This is a genomic window from Microbacterium sp. gxy059 (assembly GCF_050958665.1).
Lineage (GTDB): Bacteria > Actinomycetota > Actinomycetes > Actinomycetales > Microbacteriaceae > Microbacterium.
Genome location: NZ_JAMXWT010000030.1, coordinates 14,211 through 31,337 on the forward strand (window position 1 = coordinate 14,211; position 17,127 = coordinate 31,337).

Consider the following 17,127-nt stretch of genomic DNA (forward strand, 5'->3'; position numbering starts at 1 on the left):
GTCGATGAGGTGGTTAGTACGAATCTATCCCGGCGCTCTCAGGCGTCCGGCGTGTCGGCCTCGCCGCGCACGGCGCGCTCGGCGGCGACCCTCCGCTCGATCTTCCCGCCGCCGATCATCGCGTAGGCCCACAGGCTGCCGAACACGATGGTGATGAGCAGGATCGCCGGCACGAGCAGCGCGCCGAGGGCGATGATCCCCTGCAGGACCCATCCGCCGATGCGACCCCAGCGCCAGCGCAGCGTTCCGGAGAAGGCCACGAGGAGGACGAACATCACGGATCCTCCGACGACGCCCCACCAGGGCGCGATGCCCTCGGGAAGCGCCCGGAGGCCGAAGATCGCGAGCCCCGCGAGGAACACCGTGATCGACTCGAATCCGAGGACGACGCTGCCGACCTTCTCCGGCAGGGTGCGGTAGCGCCGAGGGCGCGGCTGGGGCTGCTGCTCGCTCACGAGCGCTTCCCCTTCCAGCCGTCGCGCTCCGCGAGCGCGATGGCCTCTCCCCCGAGGATGATGGATCCGGCGACGACGACCGCGCGCTTCTCGCCCTCGCCTGCCCACGCCCGCGCCGCCTCGCAGGCCTCCTCGACGTCCCTGTGCACGGTGGGGCGCATGCCGATCGCCTCGGCGGCGTCGGCGACCTCGTCGGCCGATGCCGCGCGGTCAGAGTCGGCCTCGGTCGCGAACAGGTGGGTCGCGATCGGCTGGAGGCGCTCGAGCGTCGAGGCGATGTCCTTGTCGGCCATCGCGCCGAAGACCACGCCCCATTCGTCGAAGTCGAAGGCCTCCTGCAGCGCCGTCGCGAGCGCCGCGGCGCCGTGCGGGTTGTGCGCGGCGTCCACCAGCACCGTGGGCTCCGTGCCGATCAGCTGGAGGCGCCCCGGCGAGGTCGCCTTGGCGAGCCCCTCGGTGAGCACCTCGCCCGCGATGGGGCGCTCGGCTCCGCCGATGAGCGATTCCACGGCGGCGATGGCGAGCGCGGCGTTCTGTCCCTGGTGGGATCCGTACAGCGGCAGGTACTCCTCGCCGTACGCCCCCGCGCGGCCGCGGAAGGTCGCGAGCTGACCGCCGACCGCGAGCTTCTGGTCGGCGACGGCGAAGTCGCGCCCCTCGATCGCGAACGTCGCGCCCTGCGCCTCCGCCGCCTCGCGCAGCACGCGCTCGACTCCCGGCGCCTGGCGGGCCGAGACGACCTGCGCGCCGCGCTTGATGATGCCGGCCTTGACGCCCGCGATCTCCTCCCGCGTGTCGCCGAGCCGGCTCGCGTGGTCGATGTCGATCGGAGCGAACACGGCGACGTCTCCGTCGGCCGTGTTGGTCGCGTCCCAGGATCCGCCCATGCCCACCTCGAGCACGAGCACGTCGATGGGCGCGTCGGCGAACGCGACGAAGGCGAGCGCGGTGAGCAGCTCGAAGAACGTGAGGGGTTCCTGGCCGTCCTCGGCGAGCTCGGCGTCGACCAGCGGCAGGAAGGGCGCGATCTCGTCCCACGCGTCGGCCACGCGGTCGTCGGCGATCGGCTTGCCGTCGACGAGGATCCGCTCCGTGAACCGCACGAGGTGCGGGCTCGTGAACAGGCCCGTGCGCAGCCCGTGGGCGCGCACGAGGCTCTCGATCATCCGAGCCGTGGACGTCTTGCCGTTCGTGCCGGTGAGGTGCACGACCCGGTAGCTCTTCTGCGGGTCGTCCATCATCGCGAGGAGGCGCGCGGTGCGGTCGAGGCGCGGCTGCACCCATCCCTCGCCGGCGCGCGCGAGCAGCGCGGAGTAGACGGCGTCGGCGCGCTCGGCGTCGGTCATCGGGCGTCTCCCCCGTCATCCTGAGGCTGGCGGCTCACGGCGATCGTCAGAGCGCCCTTGTTCGCGTAGGTTCCGGCAGGAACGAGAGCGACGTGCTCGGGGCGGAATCCATGGCTGCTCTCCCAGTCGTCGACCGTCTGGTCGGGACCGGTCTCCGCAGAGCGGACGATCGGGCTGAAGAACGAGGTCAGCGTCTCCTCCATCAGCATCACCGTGTTCGGCTTCGCTTCGCTCGGTCCGCGCAGCGGGAACACCGAGGCGTCCTCCGCGCTGTCGAAGACGATGGAGAGGCCGATCCGATCCGACACGTCGAAGTCGGCCGCGCGACGGGCGTCCTGCACAGCGCGGATGACGTCGCGCGCGAGACCCTCGGCCTCGAGCTCGGGCGTCATCGTGGTGTCGAGGATGACGAACCCGCCGGAGGGCAGCGTCGCGATCGCCTCGCCGTCCGGGCGCCCGGCCGTGTCGAGCGCGAGCTCGTACTCTCCCTCCTCCAGCGCGAGGCCGCCCGCCGTGACGACGCCGTCCTGCTCAGACCAGTCTCCCGACTTCGCCGCCCTGATCGCCTGCTGCACCTGCTTGCCGAGGCGCGGGCCCGCGGCGCGGGCGTTGACGGTCAGGCGGTGCGAGATGCCGTAGTCGGCGGCCGTCGTCTCGCGCAGCTCGTCGGTGACGACCTCCTTGACGTTGAGCTCGTCGCGCAGGATGTCTTCGAACTGGGCGAGCGCGTCGGAACCAGCGGTCACGACCGTGAGGCGCGCGAGCGGCAGGCGCACGCGCAGCTTCTCGCGCTTGCGCAGCGCGTTCGCGACGCTCGACGCCTCGCGCACGGCGTCCATCGCCTCGCGGATGTCGGCCGCGGCCGGGAACGCGTCCGCGTCCGGCCAGTCGGTCAGGTGCACGCTGCGGCCGCCCGTGAGTCCCTGCCACACGCGCTCCGAGACGAGCGGGATCATCGGTGCGGCGACGCGGCAGAGCGTCTCCAGCACCGTGTAGAGCGTGTCGAACGCCTCGCGCGACGCCGGATCGTCGGTCACGCCCGTCCAGAACCGGTCGCGCGAGCGGCGGATGTACCAGTTCGTCAGCACCTCGGCGAAGTCGCGCAGCCGCTCGCTGGCGGTCGTCGAGTCGAGCGCCTCGAGATCGGCGCGCACGTCGCGCACGAGGTCGCCCGTGAGCGCCAGGATGTACCGGTCGAGCACGTCCGTCGAGTCCGCGCGCCACGTCGCCTCGTAGCCGGATCCGCCCTGGCCGCCCGCCGCATTGGCGTACGTCGAGAAGAAGTACCACGAGTTCCACAGGGGCAGGAGGAACTCCCGCACGCCGGCGCGGATCCCCTCCTCGGTGACGACGAGGTTGCCGCCGCGCAGCACGCTCGACGACATGAGGAACCAGCGCATCGCGTCGGATCCGTCGCGGTCGAACACCTCGTTGACGTCCGGGTAGTTGCGCAGCGACTTCGACATCTTCTGCCCGTCGTTCCCGAGCACGATGCCGTGACACGAGACGCCCGTGTAGGCGGGGCGGTCGAACAGCGCTCCGGAGAGCACGTGCATGACGTAGAACCAGCCGCGCGTCTGGCCGATGTACTCGACGATGAAGTCGGCGGGCGAGTGCTCGTCGAACCACGCCTTGTTCTCGAACGGGTAGTGCACCTGGGCGAACGGCATCGAACCGGAGTCGAACCACACGTCGAAGACGTCCTCGATGCGCCGCATCGTGCTCTTCCCCGTCGGGTCGTCGGGGTTCTGCCGGGTGAGCTCGTCGATGTAGGGACGGTGCAGATCGACCTCGCCCTCGGCGTTCCGGGGCAGCGCTCCGAAGTCGCGCTCCAGCTCCTCGAGGGATCCGTACACGTCGACGCGCGGGTGGTTCGGGTCGTCCGACTTCCACACGGGGATCGGGGTGCCCCAGAAGCGATTCCGGCTGATCGACCAGTCGCGCGCGCCCTCGAGCCACTTGCCGAACTGGCCGTGCTTGACGTTCTCGGGAGCCCAGGTGATCTGCTCGTTCAGCTCGAGCAGACGGTCCTTCACGTCGGTGACGCGCACGAACCAGCTCGACACGGGCATGTAGATGAGGGGGTTGCGGCAGCGCCAGCAGTGCGGGTACGAGTGCACGTAGCTCTGCAGGCGCAGCAGGCGGTGCTCCTGACGCAGCAGGCGCACGAGCGGCGTGTTCGCGTCGGACCACAGCTCGCCCGCGACGTCGGGGACGATGTCGAGGAAGCGCCCGTCGGGACCGAGCGAGACGATCGACGGGATGCCGTTCGCCTCGTGCACGCGGTGGTCGTCCTCGCCGTAGGGCGCCTGGTGCACGATGCCCGTGCCGTCGCCCGTCGAGACGTAGTCGTCGGCGATGACGCGCCACGCGTTCTGCGTGCCCCACTTCTCCGTGTCGGCGAAGTAGTCGAAGAGCGGCTCGTAGGTCGTGCCGTCCAGCTCGGCTCCCGTCACGCGGGTGCGGATCGCGGCGACGGCGTCGGCGGGCTCGTCGTAGCCGAGCTCCTTCGCGTGCGCGGGCAGCATCTCCTCGGCGAGGAGGAACTCCTCCCCCTCCGCTCCCTCGGACGCGCCGTTCGGGCCCGCGGGGACGACCGCGTAGACGATCTCGGGCCCGACGGCGAGCGAGAGGTTCGTGGGCAGGGTCCAGGGAGTCGTCGTCCAGGCGAGGGCGCGCGCTCCCGCGACCCCGAGGCGCTCCGCCTGCGCGCCCGCGAGCGGGAAGGTGACGGTGACCGACGGATCCTGGCGGTCCTTGTAGACGTCGTCGTCCATGCGCAGCTCGTGGTTGCTGAGCGGCGTCTGGTCGCGCCAGCAGTAGGGCAGCACGCGGTAGCCCTCGTAGGCGAGCCCCTTGCCGTGCAGCTGCGAGAAGGCCCACAGCACGCTCTCCATGAACGTCGGGTTCAGCGTCTTGTAGCCGCGCTCGAAGTCGACCCAGCGCGCCTGGCGGGTGACGTAGTCCTCCCACTCGCGCGTGTAGGCGAGCACCGACTCGCGCGCCTTCGCGTTGAAGGCGTCGATGCCCATCTGCTCGATCTCGCTCTTCTCGGTGATGCCGAGCTGCTTCATCGCCTCGAGCTCGGCGGGCAGACCGTGGGTGTCCCACCCGAAGACGCGGTCGACCTTCTGGCCGAGCATCGTGTGAAAGCGGGGGAAGAGGTCCTTCGCGTACCCCGTGAGCAGGTGCCCGTAGTGCGGCAGTCCGTTCGCGAAGGGAGGGCCGTCGTAGAACACCCACTCCTCGGCGCCCTCGCGCTGCGCGATCGACGCGCGGAAGGTGTCGTCCTGCTTCCAGAACTCGAGGATCTCGCGCTCGATGTCGGGGAAGCGCGGGGACGGCGTGACGGCGTCGGCGGCGGGGCCGAACGCGCTCTTCGGGTAGGTCATCTCACTCCAGCAGCTCGTAGACGAACTGCGAGGACGACGACGCCCCGATTCCTCGGGCGCTCCCGCCGCGGTACCACCCCGCGTTGCGCCGCTCGCGCGACGCCTCTCTCACCGCGGCTGTGACGGGCCTGCCCCGCGCGGTTCTAGTGAGCCCGAGGGCCGTTCTTCCGCGAGCTCCCCGGTGATGGCCGGATCGACGCCTGTGCGCTCCAGTCTACCCTCCCGGAGCGAGCGGGGCGGCCGCTCCCGTCATCGCTCGATGCTCACGTCGTAGAACGACGGACGCCCCACCGACTCCGTCCCGAACCCGCGCACCTCGTCGCTCAGCCCGTAGACGAGCGGCTCCTCGAAGAGGGGAAGGACGTACGCCTGCTCGATGAGGTGCCGCTGCGCGGCTTCGGAGGCCGCCTGTCGGCCCTCCGGGGTCGGCTCGGACGCGATGTCGGCGAGCAGATTCTCCAGCTCCTCGTCGCGGACGGCTCCCGTCTCCGGGTCGGCGTTGAGCAGCGCGTTGCGGTTCGCGCCGAAGTACTGCGACTTCAGCACCTCGTAGTCCCCGCGCCCGACGAGCTGGTGATACACCTGCACCCGCTCGATGTCCTGCTGGGCATCGTTCTGTGTCGCCTGGTCGCCGGAGAGCAGCTCGACGCCCACGCCGATCTCGGCGAGCTGCTCCTGGATGAGCGTGACCACCTCGCGAGAGCGCTGGAGAGGCAGCGCCTCGTTGAAGGCGATCACGAGCCTCTCGCCGTCCTTCTCGCGGATGCCGTCGGATCCGGGATCCCACCCGGCCTCGTCGAGCAGCCGCTCCGCCTCCGCGGGATCGTGGACCCAGCTGTCCGACGTGTCGACGTATCCGAGGGCCGTCGTCGTGAGGATCCCCGTCGCCAGCGGGTAGCTGTCCGTGAAGAGGGTCTCGACGATCTGCTCGCGGTCGATGCCGGCGATGATCGCCTGGCGCACGCGGATGTCCTCGAGCAGCGGATGCGCGAAGCGCAGGCTCAGGCTGTTCGCCACGCCGCTCGTCGGCCCCACGAAGAGGTGCAGGCCGGGCGCGTCGAAGCGCTCCTCGTCTGCGGGCGGGATCTGCCTGGCGACGTCCGCCTGGCCCGTCGCCGCGGTTCCCACCCGGACGCTCGCCTCCTCGACCACGGTGAGATCGATGCCCGCGATCTGCGGGGCGCCCTGGTGCTCGCGCGAGGCGGGCGCCCAGTCGTAGTCCTCGCGGGCATCGAGCGTCAGCGCCGTGTCGATCTGCTCGTCGACGATGACGAAGGGTCCGCTGCCCACGATCTCCGTCGCGCCGCCCGGGCCGAACTCGTCGCGCGACTGGTCGAGCGTGTCGTCGGAGAGCAGACCCGAGTTGATCGTCGAGACCGCCTGCGCGAAGCCGGGCGCCGGCTCGGAGAAGCGGAACGTCACGGTGCGCTCGTCGACGACCTCGCTGCCCTCGTACGCGTGGATCGTCTCCGACGGGCCGAGCGCCCGGTCCGCGTCGCCCGTGCCGTACAGGTCGATGTTCTTCGCCACGTTCTCGGCGTCGAGCGGCGTGCCGTCGGAGTAGGTGACGCCCTCCCGCAGCGTGAACGTGTACTCGGTCGCGTCCTCGTTCACCTCCGGAAGCTCCTCCGCGATCCACGGCTCGAGCTCGAGCGTCTCCGTGTTCTGGTAGAGGAGGCGATCGGCGATCTGGTTGAGGACCGCGCCGTTGGGATAGAACCCGCCGTCGGGCGGGTACAGCGTGATCCACGCCTGCGCCTCCAGATAGCTGAGACGCTCGCTCCCCGCACCGCCGTCGCCGCTCGCCGCGCATCCCGACGCCCCGACGCCGACCGCGACCAGCGCGGCGATCCGGACGAGGCGTGCTCTCTTCGGGCTGCTGTCGCTCATGACGCCACTCTCGCGGGTGCGGGCGCCGGGGCGGAAGCCGCGCCGCAACAGAAGGTCACGATGAGCTCTCCGGAGCGCTCCCGAGAGGCGTCTCCGGGCGCGAGATCCCCGACGCCCGACGCCCGCGATGTCGGACCCTCGTCCTAGGGTCGAGGCATGGCGACCCGACCCGTGCACCCCATCGCGCCCCGTGTGGCGCCGCCCGACCTCCCACGGCATCTCGACGACGCGGTGCCGCGCCGCGGAGACGACCTGCTCCAGGTGCGGCTCGTGGGCCTCGACGGCGATGCCGACCTCGCGCACGCGTCGCTCGAGGAGTGCGCCCTCGGGCCCGCGTCCCTCGGGGCGCTCGGCCTACGCGGCGCGACGCTCGTCGACGTCGACGGCGCCGACGTGAGCGCCGTCGCGATCGACGCCAGGGAGACGACGATCCGGCGGCTGCGGCTCTCCGGCGGCAGGATCGGATCCCTCGATCTGTCGGGCGCGCACATCGCCGAGCTCGAGCTGGTCGGCGCGCGCGTCGACTACCTGACGCTCGCCGGGGCCCGTGCGGAGGACGTGCGACTCGCCGACTGCGACATCCGCTCCCTCGACGTGCCGCAGGCGCGCCTCGCCCGCGTCGCCCTCCCCGGGTCGCGCGTCGCGGAGCTCGACCCGCGCGGCGCGCAGGCGGCCGACGTCGATCTGCGGGGCGCCGACATCGCGAAGGTGCTCGACGTCGCCTCCCTGCGCGGGATGACCGTCTCGCCGTCCCAGGCCGAGCTCCTCGCTCCCGCGCTCGCCGCCGCGGCGGGCATCAGGGTCGAGGGGTAGTCAGCCGACCGGGCGGTAGCCGTGGAGGTCGGTCTGCACCTCGTTGATCCAGACCCCTTCTCCCCCGTCGGGGTCAGGCAGGCGCACGGTGCGGCCGAACGCCTCGTCGATCACCGCCGCGGCGAATCCCTCTTCGCGCAGCCGCGCGGCGAGCGCGTCCGGATCCTCGGCAGAGAGGAACGACAGTCCGACGCGGGGCTCCTCCGCGTGATGCAGCCCGAGGGATCCCCCGCCGTCGGTGGCGAGCTCGACCCACCCTCCGCTCTCCGACGCGATCACGGGCCGGACGCCCAGCGCCTCGAGGGCCGTGCGGAGGTCCGCGAGGTCGGGGGCGAACACGATGGGCTGCACCGCGACCGCGCCTCCGCCTCCCGCGCTCCCCTCGCCGACCGTGAAGGAGATCCCGCCGATGCGCGCCGCGAGGGTCTCGCCGACGCCCTCCATGACGAACCGGTCGGGGCGGAAAGCGGCGAGCGCGCGCTCCGCGTGGTCGAGGTCGTCGACGAGCACGTGGAGGTCGACGGATCCCGCCGGGTGGTCGTCCATGACGCGATGGAGGGCGAAGGATCCGCCGCCGTGGAACTCCGCCCACTCGGGCGACGGCGGGTACGGCGCGGAGAACCCGAGAGCCTCCGCGATCCGGCGCCACTCGTCGCCTCGATCGGTGAACAGGATCTGCTGGATCGCGGTCATCGCGCGGCCTCCCTCTCGATCTCCTCGCGCAGCACGCGCTCGACGAGCGCCGACAGGCTCGTCCCCTCGTCGATCGCGCGATGCTTGACCTCCCGAACGAGGTCTCGCGGCAGATACACGTTGAACTGCACCTTCTCAGAAGCTGTCATGCTAGCAATTTAGCAGATACACGCCGGGGATCCCGTCTGATCCCCCGCACACGTGCGCCGGGGATCCCGCGAACGCCGGAAGGATTCGCCCGAAGACGTCCGGCATTCGCGGGATCTCCGGCGTTGGCGTTGGCACCGCCACGGTCAGCACGCGCGGTGGAGGCCCTGCGCGACCGAGCGGACGATGACGTCCTGCACCGACGCCCAGTCGAACTGGATCTGCCGCCATCCGACGCGGATCACGTGATAGCCGAGGAGGCGCAGCTCCGCGTCGTGAGCGTTGTCCTGGTCCCGCTGCGGACCGACGTGGTGGCCGCCGTCGATCTGCAGCACGAGGCGGTCGCCGATGAGCAGATCCACTCGGTGCCCGACGATCCAGACCTGGCGCCGCAGCGGAAGCCCCAGCCAGCGCAGGCGCGGAACCACGACGCTCTCGAGCCCCGAATCGGCCCAGCGCTGCACCTCGGCCAGCACCCTCCGAGCCGCCGGAGGCAGGTCGAGTCGCGCGATCGCCCGCATATCCGCCTTGTTCTGCCGCAGCGCGGACTCCCAGATCGCCAGCGCGTCCTCGTGCGGCTGGCACTGTGCGACGAGCACGAGCGCGTTCTCGATCGGATCCACGAGCTTCTCCGGGTGCCGCGCGACGACGGGCTTCGCCCAGTGCACGCGCGCGCCGGTCGCGCGCAGCGTCTTGCCCCTGCCCGGGGCGGCCACGTGCCATCGTCCGTCGTCGACCTCCCAGAGCCCGACCCTGGCCGCCTGCGAGATGCACGTGACGACGACGCCGAGCTCCGCTGCCGCGACGAGCGCCGGATCGGCGTCGGCGCGCGCCACCCAGCCGCGACGGGGCCGCCGGATCCGGCCCGCGCCGAAGGCCTGGCGGATCCGATGATCCGTCACGCCGAGCCTCAGGAGCGTGCTCACCCTCATGATCCCGTCGTGCCGCGCGAGTGCGTCGTCGAGGTCCATGGATCCACGGTGCCAGCGCGCGCGGCGCCGCACTCCCGCGACCCCACCCGATGGGGACGGATCCGCGAGATCCGCCCCTGTGGAGACGGGGTTGCTTCTCCCTCCGCCGCGATCACGCGCCGCGTGCGCCGGGGATCCCGCGAACGCCGGACAGATCCGCTGGAAGACGTCCGGCGTTCGCGGGATCCCCGGTGTCGACGTTGACCACCACCGCCCCGCGCCACCTACCCCGCCGCTGGCGGTGGCCGCCACGCCCCGCCCCGCTCAGCGCGCACGGCGGGGCGCCTGGGTACACTGGCGGGACACCCCACCACATCAGGCACGCATACACCGTGCCGCCCATATCGCGAGGAGTTCCGCGCATGGCAGACATCCCCGACAAGCCCAAGCTCGAGGGACTCGAGGCGAAGTGGGGTGAGCGCTGGGAGACGCAGGGCACCTACCTGTTCGACCGCGACGCCGCACGCGCCTCCGGACGAGACGGCGTCTACTCGATCGACACCCCGCCCCCCACGGCGTCGGGATCGCTGCACATCGGACACGTCTTCAGCTACACCCACACCGACGTGAAGGCCCGCTTCGAGCGCATGCGCGGCAAGACGGTGTTCTACCCGATCGGCTGGGACGACAACGGCCTGCCGACCGAGCGCCGCGTGCAGAACTACTACGGGGTGCGCTGCGACCCGTCGCTCCCCTACGACCCCGACTTCGCGCCGCCGTTCGAGGGCACGACGAAGAACATCAAGGCCGCGGACCAGGTGCCGATCAGCCGCCGCAACTTCACGGAGCTGTGCGAGAAGCTCACGGTCGAGGACGAGAAGACGTTCGAGACGCTGTGGCGCCAGCTGGGCCTGTCGGTGGACTGGACGCAGACCTACCGCACGATCTCCGACGACACGATCCGCACGAGCCAGCTCGCCTTCCTGCGCAACTACGAGCGCGGCGAGGCCTATCAGGCCCTGGCGCCGACGCTGTGGGACATCGACTTCCGGTCGGCGATCGCGCAGGCCGAGCTCGAGGACCGCGAGCGCCCCGGCGCCTACCACCGCCTCGCGTTCCACAAGACGGACGGATCGGGCGACATCCGCATCGAGACGACCCGCCCCGAGCTCCTCGCCGCCTGCGTCGCCCTCGTCGCCCACCCCGACGACGAGCGCTACCAGCCGCACTTCGGCACGACCGTCACGACGCCGCTGTTCGGCGTCGAGGTGCCCGTGCTGCCGCACCCGCTCGCCCAGCCCGACAAGGGATCCGGCATCGCCATGATCTGCACGTTCGGCGACGTGACCGACATCATCTGGTGGCGCGAGCTCGACCTGCCGAACCGCACGATCATCGGCAAGGACGGCCGCCTCCTGCCCGACGCCCCCGAGGCGATCACGGACGAGGCGGGTCTCGCGGCGTACGCGGAGCTCGCCGGCAAGACCGTGTTCAGCGCGCAGAAGCGCATCGTCGAGCTCCTCGCGGAGACGGGCGAGCTCGAGCACACGGGCGAGCAGTTCACCCACCCGGTGAAGTTCTTCGAGAAGGGCGACCGCCCGCTCGAGATCGTCTCCACGCGCCAGTGGTACATCCGCAACGGCGCCCGCGACGCCGAGCTGCGCGCGAAGCTCCTGGAGCTCGGCGAGCAGATCGCCTGGCACCCCGAGTTCATGCGCGTGCGCTACGAGAACTGGGTGAACGGGCTCTCGGGCGACTGGCTCGTCTCCCGCCAGCGGTTCTTCGGCGTGCCGATCCCCGTCTGGTACGCCCTCGACGAGAACGGCGAGCGCGACTACGAGCGCGTGCTCACGCCCGCCCTCGACGCGCTCCCCGTGGATCCGTCGAGCGACGTTCCCTCCGGCTACACCGAGGCCCAGCGCGGCGCTCCCGGGGGCTTCGAGGCCGAGACCGACGTGTTCGACACGTGGGCGACCTCCTCGCTGACGCCGCAGCTCGCGGGCGGCTGGCAGCGCGACGAGGAGCTCTGGAACCTCGTGGCGCCGTTCGACACCCGCCCGCAGGGTCAGGACATCATCCGCACCTGGCTGTTCTCGACGCTGCTGCGCAGCGCCCTCGAGGACGACCGCGTGCCGTGGGCGAACGCGTCGATCTCGGGGTTCATCGTCGATCCCGACCGCAAGAAGATGTCGAAGTCGAAGGGCAACGTCGTCACGCCCGCCGACATCCTCGACAAGCACGGATCCGACGCCGTGCGCTACTGGGCGGCGTCGAGCCGGCTCGGCACCGACGCAGCGTTCGATCCCAACAACCCCACGCAGATCAAGATCGGCCGCCGTCTCGCGATCAAGGTGCTCAACGCCGCGAAGTTCGTGCTGGGCTTCGAGGCACCCGCGGGCGCCGAGGTGACGCATCCGCTCGACCTGTCGATGCTCGCGACCCTCGACGAGGTCGTGGAACAGGCGACCGCCTCGCTCGACCGGTTCGATCACGCCCGCGCCCTCGAGGTCTCGGAGTCGTTCTTCTGGACGTTCTGCGACGACTACCTGGAGCTCGTCAAGGAGCGCGCCTACGCGGGAGAGGACGGCGGATCCGCGGCTCTCGCCCTGCGGACGGCGCTGTCGACGCTGCTGCGGCTGCTCGCCCCCGTCGTGTCCTTCGCGACCGAGGAGGCGTGGAGCTGGTTCGAGGACGGATCCGTCCACACCGCCTCGTGGCCCGAGCAGACCCGGCTCGGCGGCGACCGGGCGGTGCTCGAGGCGGCCTCGCAGGCGCTCATCGGCGTCCGCCGCGCGAAGACCGAGGCGAAGGCCTCGCAGCGCACCCCTGTCGCGTCGGCCGAGATCGCCGGGCCGGCCGAGCAGATCGCGCTGATCCGCCTCGCCGAGGACGACCTCAAGGCCGTCGGCCGCATCGCCGAGCTCCGTCTCGCCGATGCCGACGAGTTCTCGGTCCGCTCGATCGAGCTCGCGGAGCAGGAGGGCTGATGCAGCTCGGCACGCGCTGGCAGGCCGGAGGCGACCCTCCGGCCTCGCTCCCCGCCGCGCTCGTCGCGCGCATCCGCGAGGCCGAGGCGGAGTTCGCGGATGCCTCCCCCGCCCCGAGCTGGACGCTCACATGGCTCGAGGGCCGGCCGATCGCCGAGCTCGACGCGGGCGTCTCGCTGGCCGTCGAGGCCGACGGGTCCGTCTCCCTCGAGCGCTTCTGACGCTCATCACGCGACGAAGGGCGCCCTCCGGCCCGCGGGTCGGAGGGCGCCCTTCGTCGCGTGACGGCGCTCTGCGCTCAGCGCTCGGAGGGCTGATGCGCCGCGAAGTATGCGAGCAGCTCGTCGGACAGGGTCGGGATCTCCTGCGGCTGGGAGCCCGAGCGGATCGAGAGCGCGCCGGCCACGCCCGCCGCGACGGCGTCCCGCGCGGCGACCGGGTTCGTCTGGGTGGGCGCGCCGCTGCGCACGAACTCGACGAACTCGCCGACCGTCAGAGGATCGGCGCCGCCGTGCCCTCCCTCTCCCCCGTCGGAGATCGGGTAGCGCACGTGCCCCTTCTCGAGGTACTCGCTGCGCGCGTTCCAGAGCCGGACCTCGCCGCCGGCGTCGTCGTCGAAGTTCTCGATGCGCCCCTCGGTTCCGATGACCGTGTAGTTGCGCCAGTAGTCGGGCGTGAAGTGGCACTGCTGGTAGCTCATGAGGACCCCGGAGTCGGCGCGCATCATGATCATCGAGATGTCCTCGACGTCGATCACGGGGTTGAGGTCGGTCTGGGCCAGCGGGGGCCAGTTGTCGCGAGAGAACCAGTCGCCCATCCGGCGATCGGAGTTGTCGCGGCGCGAGGCCACCTGGCCGTAGACCGCGAGGTCGCCGACGCCGACGACCGTGCGCGACGAGGTGCCCGCGAGCCAGTGCATGACGTCGATGTCGTGCGCGCCCTTCTGCAGCAGCAAACTCATCGCCCTGTCGCGCTCCGCGTGCCAGTCCTTGAAGTAGCAGTCGCCGCCGTGCCCGACGAAGTGGCGGCACCAGATGGCCTTGACCTCGCCGATCTCGCCCCTGTCGATGATCTCCTTCATCATCTTCACGACCTGCATGTGGCGCATGTTGTGGCCGACGTAGACCTTCGCGCCCGTGCGATGCGCGGTCTCGAGGATCCGGTCGGCGTCCTCGATCGAGATGGCGAGCGGCTTCTCGACGTAGCAGGCGATGCCCGCTTCGAGCAGCTCGATCGACACCTCGGCGTGCGTGAAGTCGGGGCTCGTGACGAACGCGGCGTCGACCGCGATCCCCGATGCGATGAGCTCGGAGACCGACGCGAACATCGGGATGTCGCCGAACAGCCGCGCGGTGCGTTCGCGGGTCTGCGGCGCCGGATCGACCCCGGCGACGATCTCTCCCCCGCTCTGGCGGACGTGCAGTGCGACGCCGGCGCGGGCGCCGACGCCGATCACGGCGGCGCGGAAGGGGGCGGTCTCGTCGGGTGCGTCGTTCGTTATCTCGTCCTTCTCGTGTTCGATTCACGTGTGGGGGGGCGGGCACGCCCTCCAGGCCGGAGATCCACTCGCTGAAGCGCTCGAAGGCGAGGCCGGGCGCGCCGACGACCGCGCCGGCCCACCGCACTCAGGCGATCACCACGCGCGGGGCGTCGGCGGACGCTTCCCGCCGCGCCGATCCGCGCCGAGTCTCAGGCGCTCTTCTTGCGCTGCCGGAGCACCACCGTGGGGGCGGCGCCCTCCTCGACGGCGGCGCGGGTCACGACGACCTTGCTGACGTCGTCGGCCGACGGGATCTCGAACATGATCGGCCCGAGCACGTCCTCGAGGATCGCGCGCAGCCCGCGGGCGCCGGTCTTGCGGTCGACGGCCAGATCGGCGATGGCGCGCAGCGCCTCGTCGTCGAACGCGAGCTCGACGCCGTCGATCTCGAACATGCGCTGATACTGCTTCACGAGGGCGTTGCGCGGAACCGTGAGGATGTCGACGAGCGCGTCCTGATCGAGCGGATCGACGGCCGCGATGATCGGCAGGCGCCCGATGAACTCGGGGATGAGGCCGAACTTGTGGAGATCCTCCGGCAGCACCTCGGAGAAGAGCGCGTCGTCGTCGCGCTTCGACTGCAGCGGCGCGCCGAACCCGACGCCCGCGCGCCCGACGCGCGAGGAGACGATCTCCTCGAGCCCGGCGAACGCCCCGGCGACGATGAACAGCACGTTCGTCGTGTCGATCTGGATGAACTCCTGGTGCGGGTGCTTGCGGCCGCCCTGCGGCGGGACCGACGCCGTGGTCCCCTCGAGGATCTTCAGCAGCGCCTGCTGGACGCCCTCGCCCGACACGTCGCGCGTGATCGACGGGTTCTCCGCCTTGCGGGCGATCTTGTCGACCTCGTCGATGTAGATGATGCCCTGCTCGGCGCGGGCGACGTCGTAGTCGGCCGCCTGCAGCAGCTTGAGGAGGATGTTCTCGACGTCTTCGCCGACGTAGCCCGCCTCCGTCAGCGCGGTCGCGTCGGCGACGGCGAACGGCACGTTGAGCCGCTTCGCGAGCGTCTGCGCCAGGTAGGTCTTCCCGGATCCGGTGGGCCCGAGCATGAGGATGTTGCTCTTGGCGATCTCGACCTCTTCGGCCTTGTCGTCGGCCGAGCGCAGCTCGCTGCCCGCGCGCACCCTCTTGTAGTGGTTGTAGACCGCCACCGCGAGGGCGCGCTTCGCGGCGTCCTGCCCCACGACGTACTCGTCGAGGAACCCGTAGATCTCGCGGGGCCGAGGGAGATCGAACTCGGCGACGCCCTCGCCGGCCGACGACTCGGCCATGCGCTCCTCGATGATCTCGTTGCACAGCTCGACGCACTCGTCGCAGATGTACACGCCCGGCCCTGCGATCAGCTGCTGAACCTGTTTCTGGCTCTTGCCGCAGAACGAGCATTTGAACAGGTCGGCGCTCTCGCCGATTCGGGCCATGCGATCACTCCCCGGTGGTTCGGTCGCGGTGTTCTCTCAGGCTAGTCGACGCCTCCGACAAACGACCGCAGGCGACCGGCCGCGGCGCGGAAGACGCGAGAGCGCCCCGCCTCCTCGGGGAGGCGGGGCGCTCTCGACGGACGCGCCTGCTCAGGAGGTCGCGCCGCGCTTGCGCGACGTGAGCACCTGGTCGACGAGGCCGTACTCGACGGCCTCCGCGGCGCCCAGGATCTTGTCGCGATCGATGTCCTTGTGCACCTGCTCCGCCGTGCGGTTGGTGTGCTGGGCCATCGTCTCCTCGAGCCACGTGCGCATGCGCATGATCTCGGCGGCCTGGATCTCGATGTCGGACGCCTGGCCGTGGCCGGCCTCGCCGATCGCCGGCTGGTGCATGAGCACGCGGGCGTTCGGCAGCGCGAGGCGCTTGCCGGGCGCGCCGGCGGCGAGCAGCACCGATGCGGCGGAGGCCGCCTGGCCGAGCACGACGGTCTGGATCTCGGGCGAGATGTACTGCATCGTGTCGTAGATCGCCGTCATCGCGGTGAAGGAGCCGCCAGGCGAGTTGATGTACATGATGATGTCGCGGTCGGGATCCTGGCTCTCGAGCACCAGCAGCTGCGCCATCACGTCGTCGGCCGACGCGTCGTCGACCTGCACGCCGAGGAAGATCACGCGGTCCTCGAACAGCTTGTTGTAGGGATCCTGTCGCTTGAAGCCGTAGGCCGTGCGCTCCTCGAACTGCGGGAGGATGTAGCGGCTGCCGGGCATCTGCAGCCCCTGCGGGGCGGGCATGTGTGGAGTGTGCATCGTCAGACTCGTTCCTATCCTCAGTTCGACTCGCGCTCGGTGCCGCCGCCGCCCGTCACATCGGACGCGCTCTCGCGGATGTGGTCGACGAAGCCGTACTCGAGCGCCTCGTCCGCCGTGAACCAGTGGTCGCGGTCGCCGTCCTCGTTGATCTGCTCGACGGTCTTGCCGGTCTGCGCGGCCGTGATCTCGGCGAGGCGGTTCTTCATCGAGACGATGAGCTCGGCCTGCGTCTGGATGTCGCTCGCGGTGCCGCCGAAGCCCCCGTGCGGCTGGTGCAGGAGGACGCGCGCGTTGGGCGTGATGTACCGCTTGCCCTTCGTGCCGCTCGTCAGCAGCAGCTGCCCCATCGAGGCGGCCATGCCGATGCCCACCGTGACGATGTCGTTCGGCACGAACTGCATCGTGTCGTAGATCGCCATGCCGGCCGTGATCGAACCGCCCGGCGAGTTGATGTAGAGGTAGATGTCCTTGTTGGGGTCCTCCGCGGCGAGAAGCAGGATCTTGGCGCAGATCTCGTTGGCGTTCTCGTCTCGCACCTCCGACCCCAGCCAGATGATGCGATCCTTCAGCAGCTGGTCGAAGACACTCTGTGCCATCAGCGGTTCGGGCATTCTCACTCCATTCAGGTGTGCGTTGGTCTCGAGACTACCGGCGCCGGAAGGGGCCTCCGGCGCGTGTTCGCCCTGGGCATACGGCCTCCGGGCGGGTCGCAGACGGCGGCC

Annotated in this window: 14 protein-coding genes; 3 read left to right on the plus strand and 11 right to left on the minus strand. The window is 70.7% G+C overall.

The genetic code is table 11. From position 1 onward, the window contains the following. Positions 1-38 precede the first annotated feature (38 nt). The 4 genes from NHL53_RS13720 to NHL53_RS13735 all read right to left on the minus strand — a co-directional run bounded on the left by NHL53_RS13720 (position 39) and on the right by NHL53_RS13735 (position 7,083). A complete protein-coding gene (locus NHL53_RS13720) occupies positions 39-455 on the minus strand; it encodes a DUF4233 domain-containing protein (protein WP_433777447.1) in 417 nt (138 codons plus the stop codon). After that, positions 452-1,801 (minus strand): bifunctional folylpolyglutamate synthase/dihydrofolate synthase, encoded by a 1,350-nt coding sequence (locus tag NHL53_RS13725; RefSeq protein WP_433777448.1) that lies wholly within the window; start codon positions 1,799-1,801, stop codon positions 452-454. Before NHL53_RS13725 ends, NHL53_RS13720 begins: the two co-directional genes overlap by 4 nt. Then, complete coding sequence (gene ileS, locus NHL53_RS13730) at positions 1,798-5,193, minus strand: isoleucine--tRNA ligase (protein ID WP_433777449.1); 3,396 nt, start codon at positions 5,191-5,193, stop codon at positions 1,798-1,800. The genes NHL53_RS13725 and ileS overlap by 4 nt, the downstream gene beginning before the upstream one ends. Before the next feature lie 249 nt (positions 5,194-5,442). Then, entirely contained in the window at positions 5,443-7,083 is a 1,641-nt protein-coding gene (locus NHL53_RS13735; RefSeq protein ID WP_433777450.1) for a TIGR04028 family ABC transporter substrate-binding protein, read from the minus strand. 156 nt (positions 7,084-7,239) lie between these two features. Here NHL53_RS13735 and NHL53_RS13740 point away from each other — a divergent pair, with 156 nt between their 5' ends. Beyond that, complete coding sequence (locus NHL53_RS13740) at positions 7,240-7,896, plus strand: pentapeptide repeat-containing protein (protein ID WP_433777451.1); 657 nt, start codon at positions 7,240-7,242, stop codon at positions 7,894-7,896. On the opposite strand, the gene NHL53_RS13745 is transcribed toward NHL53_RS13740, so the two are convergent. From NHL53_RS13745 to NHL53_RS13755, 3 genes are all read right to left on the minus strand, one after another. After that, the gene (locus tag NHL53_RS13745; protein ID WP_433777452.1) at positions 7,897-8,589 is read right to left on the minus strand and encodes a hypothetical protein; all 693 of its coding nucleotides are present in this window, start codon (positions 8,587-8,589) and stop codon (positions 7,897-7,899) included. Further along, on the minus strand, positions 8,586-8,738 hold the full coding sequence (locus tag NHL53_RS13750) for a ribbon-helix-helix protein, CopG family (protein WP_433777453.1): 153 nt from the start codon (positions 8,736-8,738) through the stop codon (positions 8,586-8,588). Before NHL53_RS13750 ends, NHL53_RS13745 begins: the two co-directional genes overlap by 4 nt. Positions 8,739-8,882: 144 nt before the next feature. Then, entirely contained in the window at positions 8,883-9,707 is an 825-nt protein-coding gene (locus tag NHL53_RS13755; protein WP_433777454.1) for a DUF559 domain-containing protein, read from the minus strand. Between the two features lie 362 nt (positions 9,708-10,069). Between NHL53_RS13755 and valS the strand changes: the two genes are divergently transcribed. Both valS and NHL53_RS13765 read left to right on the plus strand, forming a co-directional pair. Continuing rightward, positions 10,070-12,634: a valine--tRNA ligase gene (gene valS / locus NHL53_RS13760; protein ID WP_433777455.1), complete on the plus strand. Its 2,565-nt coding sequence runs from the start codon at positions 10,070-10,072 to the stop codon at positions 12,632-12,634. Beyond that, positions 12,634-12,855, plus strand: a complete 222-nt coding sequence (locus NHL53_RS13765; RefSeq protein ID WP_433777456.1) for a hypothetical protein — start codon at positions 12,634-12,636, stop codon at positions 12,853-12,855. Before valS ends, NHL53_RS13765 begins: the two co-directional genes overlap by 1 nt. 77 nt (positions 12,856-12,932) lie before the next feature. On the opposite strand, the gene NHL53_RS13770 is transcribed toward NHL53_RS13765, so the two are convergent. The 4 genes from NHL53_RS13770 to NHL53_RS13785 all read right to left on the minus strand — a co-directional run bounded on the left by NHL53_RS13770 (position 12,933) and on the right by NHL53_RS13785 (position 17,016). Next, positions 12,933-14,090 carry a Gfo/Idh/MocA family protein gene (locus tag NHL53_RS13770; protein ID WP_433777457.1) on the minus strand — a complete coding sequence of 386 codons (1,158 nt, stop codon included), beginning with the start codon at positions 14,088-14,090 and terminating at the stop codon, positions 12,933-12,935. A 233-nt stretch (positions 14,091-14,323) separates the two neighbouring features. After that, positions 14,324-15,595 carry an ATP-dependent Clp protease ATP-binding subunit ClpX gene (gene clpX / locus NHL53_RS13775; RefSeq protein ID WP_433777458.1) on the minus strand — a complete coding sequence of 424 codons (1,272 nt, stop codon included), beginning with the start codon at positions 15,593-15,595 and terminating at the stop codon, positions 14,324-14,326. Between the two features lie 150 nt (positions 15,596-15,745). Further along, on the minus strand, positions 15,746-16,387 hold the full coding sequence (locus NHL53_RS13780; protein WP_433777459.1) for an ATP-dependent Clp protease proteolytic subunit: 642 nt from the start codon (positions 16,385-16,387) through the stop codon (positions 15,746-15,748). 35 nt (positions 16,388-16,422) lie between these two features. Next, positions 16,423-17,016, minus strand: coding sequence for an ATP-dependent Clp protease proteolytic subunit (locus NHL53_RS13785; protein ID WP_433777460.1), 594 nt, complete (start codon positions 17,014-17,016; stop codon positions 16,423-16,425). Positions 17,017-17,127: the final 111 nt, after the last annotated feature.

Coding starts and splice junctions, on each gene's coding strand:
- clpX (WP_433777458.1), bottom strand. CDS start 15,595: ATGGCCCGAATCGGCGAGAGCGCCGACCTGTTCAAATGCTCGTTCTGC.
- NHL53_RS13725 (WP_433777448.1), bottom strand. CDS start 1,801: ATGACCGACGCCGAGCGCGCCGACGCCGTCTACTCCGCGCTGCTCGCG.
- NHL53_RS13785 (WP_433777460.1), bottom strand. CDS start 17,016: ATGCCCGAACCGCTGATGGCACAGAGTGTCTTCGACCAGCTGCTGAAG.
- NHL53_RS13755 (WP_433777454.1), bottom strand. CDS start 9,707: ATGGACCTCGACGACGCACTCGCGCGGCACGACGGGATCATGAGGGTG.
- NHL53_RS13750 (WP_433777453.1), bottom strand. CDS start 8,738: ATGACAGCTTCTGAGAAGGTGCAGTTCAACGTGTATCTGCCGCGAGAC.
- valS (WP_433777455.1), top strand. CDS start 10,070: ATGGCAGACATCCCCGACAAGCCCAAGCTCGAGGGACTCGAGGCGAAG.
- NHL53_RS13780 (WP_433777459.1), bottom strand. CDS start 16,387: ATGCCCGCCCCGCAGGGGCTGCAGATGCCCGGCAGCCGCTACATCCTC.
- NHL53_RS13735 (WP_433777450.1), bottom strand. CDS start 7,083: ATGAGCGACAGCAGCCCGAAGAGAGCACGCCTCGTCCGGATCGCCGCG.
- ileS (WP_433777449.1), bottom strand. CDS start 5,193: ATGACCTACCCGAAGAGCGCGTTCGGCCCCGCCGCCGACGCCGTCACG.
- NHL53_RS13765 (WP_433777456.1), top strand. CDS start 12,634: ATGCAGCTCGGCACGCGCTGGCAGGCCGGAGGCGACCCTCCGGCCTCG.
- NHL53_RS13745 (WP_433777452.1), bottom strand. CDS start 8,589: ATGACCGCGATCCAGCAGATCCTGTTCACCGATCGAGGCGACGAGTGG.
- NHL53_RS13740 (WP_433777451.1), top strand. CDS start 7,240: ATGGCGACCCGACCCGTGCACCCCATCGCGCCCCGTGTGGCGCCGCCC.